Raw genomic sequence first — 6,868 nt, 5'->3', positions numbered from 1 at the left:
GTGCCCTGCGGGGAGATGCGCCTCTGGATGCCTCAAGTCCGGACAGGGTGAGCGAAATTGCCTGAAAAAACAGCACAGGCCACAACACCCCCGGTTCGCCCGGACTCTCCACCGTTACCCTCGACCCGCCCACAGGTCTATCCACAGGATCGGAGGATAACCGGGAATGACGGGCCGAGGCATCCGCGCGGCATTCTGCCGCCCCCTGCCATCGGCGTCTTGTTTGAAACCAGAATGCCTTATGGTGCAATTGCTCTTGACGAATCGGGTCCTGTCGGGTGGGGCGCCATCGTCCGACCGAGACGGCTACGCAGCCAATTCTGCACCGGATGCTCAAAAAACACATAGCTCGCATGGGAGAGCAGAAAGAGAAATAACAGGAAGCCGACAGCAGTCGCCCAGTGGCTATAGATCTCTGGATTTATACCCAGCCGTTCCAGCGCGAGTATAACAAATATCTGCAACGGAAAATGAATCATGTAGGAAGAATAGGTCAGATTTCCTAGGCTGCAGAAACATCCAGATACCCTGGGGGACTTGATTATTTTTCCAAGCGCCAAAAAAGATAGCAGAAGGGCCGCAGTGACCAGAATTAAAGTGATGGTGTGGATCTTTCCCTCGGTCAGGGTGTTACCCAGCACAGCCGTTGCCGCCAGCAGAACCGCCATCCCGGTCGCGTGAACCAAGCGGTTGACTGCCCATCCCTGGGTGATCAACAGATAGACCGCGCCGCCAATAAAAAAATAGATTTGGCAGGAGGGGATATCCTTGATCCACGGCAAGGTCATTTTTGCGATGATCAAAACCGCCATGATCTTGCACAGCCTCAGCGCGGTGAAAGGCCCTTTACGCGCCAGGATCCAGAAAACGGCGTAGGCAAGCACCTCGACGGATATGCTCCACACCGGGCCATTGAACGACAGACCCGCATCCCAGTCCGGCTTTCTGAGGGAAAAACCCCCACCCAGGCCCCAGTCGGAAGCAAAAAAAGGTGCAATATAAAATGGTAAATATCAAAGAATCGATACTGGAACGTGGTCCCATGACTGGCGATAAAGGAAAATTGCAGCGCAGTCACCATCAAAAGGGTCAGTAAATGCAGTGGGTAAAGCCGCGAAAATCTTAGAATAAAAAATGAATTAGCGGATACTCTGCCTGAGTGAATTGATTCTGAGTATTTCCAGAAAAAAATAAATCCCGATATGGCCCAAAAAACTTCTACAGCATAATTTCCCCAATTATAGAATACATAAAACAATGTGTGGAGAGGAAGGAGTTGGGGGACCTCTTCCCCGCCTCCGGGTATGAAATTCTTGTAGTGCCAGACGACTACGGTCATCGCACACAAAAAACGTAGCAGTTCCAGGCCATGAAATTCCTTTCCCTGCGAAGCAGATACGCTATTGCCCGCTTGTTGTCCCCGCATCATCACAGACATTCCCCTTATCATGCCGCCAAACCTGCAAAATAACACGCATGACTTAAGGTCTCGACTGCCTTTTGCAGCCGGAGCGAGTTATCGATCGCCAGTACCAAGGACAAACATCCTGAAAAACTGGCGTGCCGTGCCATGATGGTCGTCAATCAAAAGGCGGGGAGGGGAACAGATCGGATGATCTACGCTGAGGCGTCCAAAACCCGCCCTTCCGTTCACGCCCCACTCCAGCCCCGGGTTTTGGCCCTCCGATTCGCATATGTCGATTGGCCTGATCGTGTTACACTCCGTCTGCGTATGACCATTCTGCCCACGCGGCGGGAGCGGCGGCATGATGCGAAGGATCGCCGGGAAAAGTGATGCCAGCGTTCGGCCCATCGTCCAGAGGGCGGCGGTCATCACTTCCTTTGTCTTCCCATTGCCTTGGCCCGATCGCGGTCAATTGCGTCTGTTTGCAGCGCGCATCGGCGCTGCTGTCGGGACGGCGCGGCCCGCATGATCGACACCCACCTTAAAGGCAACTTCATCTGGCAGGTCCTCCTCGGCACCGTGCTGGTGGTCCTGCTGGTCTTCGTGCTGGGCTATCTCGAATTCGATCGGGAACGCAGCCATCTCGAAGAAAACCTGCTGCTGACCGTCACCGCCTTGTCCAGGGCCGTCGACATCGAATTGGAGACGGTCAGAACCGGAACGGCGATGTTCGCGTCCTCGAATCGGGACCTGATCGACCGCCGAGACTTCGCCACCCTGCAAAGCAATCTGTCGAAAGCTGCGGCGAAAGGTCGGTTGATCAACCACTTTGCCTTAATCGACCGGTCGGGTCAGCAATGGGTCAATACCTTAATTCCATATGGCTCGAAGCTGCCAGTCACCAAGAATATAGATAAATTTAGACCGGCATTCGAGACAGGGCAGCCTTCGATTTCGCCTCTGTCGGTTGGAACCATCTCGGGCCAGAACGAGATATTTCTGAGCATTCCGATCCAGGAGCAGGGGAAGACGGTTTACGTTTTTACCTCGATCATCTCTGCCGACAGCCTTGCCAACATTCTGACCTCTTTGCAGATTCCGGCGGCGTGGCTCGGCAATATCTTCGACAGCCAAGGCACCATGATCGCCCGGACACGCGATCCGGATAAGTTTGTCGGCAAGATGGTTTCCGCCCGTCTGGTGAAACAGTTGGAGCGTCAGTCGTCCGGGGTCTTTGAAAACGTTAACCTGGATAACACCGTTACCATTTCCGCCTATTACCGCTCGCCGAGCACTGGGTTCGGGGTCAATATCGGCGTCCCCAAATCTCTGGTCATCTGGCAGGCGCTGGAAGCGCAATGGCTTCCCGGACTGGTTGCCGCCCTGGCGGTGTTCTCGCTGTTGATGGCGTGGCATTCCGGGTTGGCTTTGAGGCAGCAGCGCGAGAGCGAGGAGCGGTTTCGCGCTTCCTTCTCCAATGCGGCGATCGGCTTTGCCTTGACCAATGTTAACGGCCGCTTTCTCGATGCCAACCCCGCTTATTGCGCCATCACCGGGTATTCGCTGGCGGAATTGCGCGATTTCGCCTTTCCCCAACTGATCCATCCCGATGATCGGGCCGAGAATGCGGCGTTAACCCAGCACTTGGTGGCAGGCGAGATTTTCGACTTCATCCAGGAGAACCGATTCGTTCGCAAGGATGGGACGACGGTGTGGGTGCGGGAAAGCGCCTCTTTGGTCCGGGGCGATAACCTTTACCCGCGATGGATCGTGGTCTTGCTGGAGGATATTACAGACCGCAGGTTGGCCGAGGACGAACGCCATCGCTTGGCCGAGGCGTTGCGTCAGGCGGCCCAACCGATGGTGTTGACCGATATCGACGCGCGGATCGTCTATGTTAATCCCGCCCTCCAATCCCTTTTTGGTTTTGCCGAGGATGCCGTTCTCGGGATTCAGATCTGGGACTTCGCCCGGCCCGAGGGCAAGGTCGATCGCCAGACTCCCGCCGTGGCGCGGGACATCGCTGCTCATGGCCGGTGGTCGGGAGAGCGGCTCTGCGTCGCCAGGGATGGAACCGAAATCCCGGTGTTCGTGACGGTGGCGGGTATCGACAACCAACTCGGCCAACGCACCGGCTATATTGCCAGCTATCTCGATATCGCCGCGCAGAAGAAGATTCAGAATGACCTGGAGAAAGAGCGCGGATTGCTCTCGACCCTGGTCCACACTATTCCCGACCTTGTCTGGCTGAAAGACGCCGATGGTGTCTATCTGAGCTGCAACAGCGCGTTCGAACATTTCGTCGGCCGATCCGAGGCCGATATCGTTGGATGCACCGATTATGATCTGGTACCGAAAGACCTTGCCGACTTTTTCCGCGCCAATGACCGCAAGGCGATTGCTATCGGAACCTCGACCACCAACGAGGAATGGATCACCTTTGCCGAGTCCGGCCATTCCGCTCTGATCGAAACCATCAAAACTCCGATGACCAACGCCGATGGGGGCGTGATCGGGGTTCTGGGCATCGGGCGCGACATTACCGAACGGGAACGCAACCGCCGCGCCATCGAGGAGGCCAAGGCGACGCTGGAGGCGGCGCTGGGAGCAATGAGCGACGCCGTGTTCATTTCCGACCGGCAGGGGCAGTTCATTCATTTGAACGAGGCGTTCGCCACCTTCCATCGCTTTGCCGACCGGAACGAGTGCGCCAGGAGCTTGGCCGATTATCCCACGATCCTTGAGGTGACGTTTCCTGACGGAACACCGCTCCCGCTGGAGCAATGGGCGATCCCGCGGGCCTTGCGGGGCGAGAGGGCCTCCGATCAGGAGTACCTGTTGCGGCGCAAGGATTCCGGCGTCAGTTGGGTCGGCAGCTTCAATTTTGCCCCGATTCGGGATCGTGACGGCGAAATCGTCGGTTCGGTTGTCGTCGGTCGCGACATCACCGACAAGAAACAGTTGGAAAATGAGCTGGAACGGTATCGCCACCATCTGGAGCAGGTGGTGGCCGAGCGCACCTCCGAACTGAAAGCGACCGAGGCCAGGGTCCGCCTCATTCTCCAATCCACCGCCGATGGGATCATCGGTGTCGATCCCCATGGAACGATCACCTTCGTCAATCCGGGGGCCTGCCGCGCCCTTGGCTACGATGCGGACCAACTGATCGGGACGGATAGCCACGCCATTCTGTACGACAGTCCGGCCGATGACCGCCCGTTTTCACAAGAGAATTGTCCGGTCAAATGGACGCTGGAGGCCGGGACGATCCACCGGGTTGAGGATGACGTGTTTCGGACCGCCGATGGACGGCCGCTGGCGGTCAGCACTTCGGTTCATCCCATGATTCTGGATGATACGATCGTCGGCGCGGTGATCAGCTTCACCGATATTTCCAGTCGCAAGGCCAACGAGGAAGCGCGCGAAACGGCCCTGGCCGAAGCCGAGCGCCTCGCGGTGTTGCGTCGGGAGTTCCTTGCCAATATGAGCCACGAAATCCGCACGCCGCTCCACGCCATTCTTGGTCTGGCCCAGATCGGCGACCGGCAGAATGTCGGCCGCGCCGAGCGTGAAGTCTTTACCCGCATTCTCGATGCGGGACATGGCCTTCAGGCGGTGATCGACGATATTCTTGATTTCTCGAAGATCGAATCCGGCAAGTTGATCATCGAAAACATCCCGATCGAGATTGGCGAGGTGGTCGATCGTGCCGTCGATCTGCTTGCCTTGCGCGCCCAGGCCAAGTCGCTTCGTTTCCATGTCCGCGAAGCCGCCGATATACCGTCCCGCTGCCTGGGCGATCCCAATCGCCTGCGTCAGATTCTGGTCAATCTGCTCAGTAACGCGGTCAAGTTCACCCCGTCCGGGGGCGAGGTTACCCTGTCGGTCGCGCGCGTGGACGAAACGCTGATCTTCCGCGTGGTCGATACCGGCATCGGAATCGCTCCCGATGTTGTTGACCACCTGTTCAATCCGTTCGTCCAGGCCGACGGTTCGACGACCCGCCGCTATGGCGGCACCGGTCTGGGGCTTGCGATTTCGCGCGACCTCGTGACACGGATGGGGGGCGAGATTGCCATTGCCAGCACACCGGGCCAAGGCAGCACGTTTACCGTGTCTTTGCCGCTTGCCGGGGTGAATGAAGCTCCTCCATGGCCGGACGGCGACATCGCGGTGTTTGGATTGTCCGAAGACGACATCGACGTGCTGCGGGCGGCGGAGCCGTTGGGCCGCGTCATTGCCGACCCGGCCCAGGTGGATGACACGGCCTTTGTGCTGGTGGATCGCGATGTCATTGAGGGGGCCGCCACCCGCGCCGCGATTAACACGAGAATAGGCGAGGGGCGGGGGGCGATCCTGGTTCCCGTCGGCGGAACGGATATGCCGCACTCCCTCGGATTGGAGGTGCCGGTGATCGAGCGGCCGTTGCGGGCACGGCACCTGAAGCGTCTGATGATTGAACCGCATGCCGGGCGTCGCGTCTTGACGGCGGGAGGGGCGCGCCTGACCGGCTTGCGGATTCTGGCTGCCGAGGACAATGAAGTGAACCGTCTTGTCCTCGAAGACATGCTGCGATCCGAAGGCGCGATTTTGTCATGCTTCGAGAATGGCCGGGTCGCGCTGGACCACCTGCACCAGCACGGCCGCTCGGCGTTCGATATCGTGTTGACCGACGTCCAGATGCCGGAAATGGGGGGCTATGACTTTACCCGCGCGGTCAGGGACTTTGCCCCGGATTTGCCGGTCATTGGCCTGACGGCGGACGCGATGGAGGAAGAGCGGGAACGTTGCGTCGCGGCCGGGATGGTCGAGCGGATGATCAAGCCGATCATGGTCGATGCCCTGGCTACGGCGATCCAGCGTCACCTGTCGCAGCGCAGGACGAGTACGGTCGATGCGCCGCCTCTGCCGTTGATCGCTGAGATCGACCGGGCCCAGTTGATGGCGCAGTACGATGGCCGCAGCGCCTTCGTCAAACGCCTTGCCGCAACCGTGATCTCCAGCCAGGGCGAAATGGCGACCGAGTTGCGGTCTGCGGCGGCAAGCGGGGATTTCACCCGCGTCGCCGCTCTGGCGCACAGCATCAAGGGAACCGCGGGCAATGTCTCCGCGCCCCGAATTTTGGAGATCGCGGCGCGGATCGAGGGATTGTTCCGCCAGGGCGAGGCGGTGCCGCTCGATCTGGTCGAGGCCCTGGCGATGGCGATGACCAATCTGTTGCGCGACCTCGCCGATTTCAAGGACGAGCTCGACTAGAGCGCCTTCCACTCAAACGAAGTCAGTGTGGAAGGCGCGACAAGCCGAAGCGGCGCTTGAGCCACGCCAGCCCCGGAGGGGCTGCGGCCTTAGGCAAGATCCTAGGTCCTGTCCTCATAAACCTCGCGCGCCGCGCTGCTGGAAAAAATGGCGCAATGGCAGGAGAAACGCGATGGGCATAGTGGTGCTATGGACAAGCGTTTCGAC

General features: G+C 58.8%; 2 protein-coding genes and 1 pseudogene. 1 reads left to right on the top strand and 2 read right to left on the bottom strand.

The window, feature by feature from the left end:
* Positions 1 to 239 precede the first annotated feature (239 nt).
* Together K678_RS16485 and K678_RS19985 are read right to left on the bottom strand one after the other, a co-directional pair.
* Positions 240 to 998, bottom strand: coding sequence for an acyltransferase family protein (locus K678_RS16485; RefSeq protein WP_331270964.1), 759 nt, complete (start codon positions 996 to 998; stop codon positions 240 to 242).
* 83 nt (positions 999 to 1,081) lie between these two features.
* A pseudogene (locus K678_RS19985) lies at positions 1,082 to 1,426 on the bottom strand (acyltransferase family protein); the annotation flags it as partial.
* Positions 1,427 to 1,930: 504 nt separating this feature from the next.
* Here K678_RS19985 and K678_RS18020 point away from each other — a divergent pair.
* The gene (locus K678_RS18020) at positions 1,931 to 6,661 is read left to right on the top strand and encodes a PAS domain S-box protein (protein ID WP_021133616.1); all 4,731 of its coding nucleotides are present in this window, start codon (positions 1,931 to 1,933) and stop codon (positions 6,659 to 6,661) included.
* The last annotated feature ends 207 nt before the right edge of the window (positions 6,662 to 6,868 follow it).

This window comes from Magnetospirillum fulvum MGU-K5 (assembly GCF_000442515.1).
GTDB lineage: Bacteria > Pseudomonadota > Alphaproteobacteria > Rhodospirillales > Magnetospirillaceae > Phaeospirillum > Phaeospirillum fulvum_B.
This window is presented reverse-complemented; position numbering and strand designations above follow the sequence as displayed.

What these genes read in the sequence shown, in the direction of transcription:
- K678_RS18020 (WP_021133616.1), top strand. Translation starts at nt 1,931, where the DNA reads ATGATCGACACCCACCTTAAAGGCAACTTCATCTGGCAGGTCCTCCTC.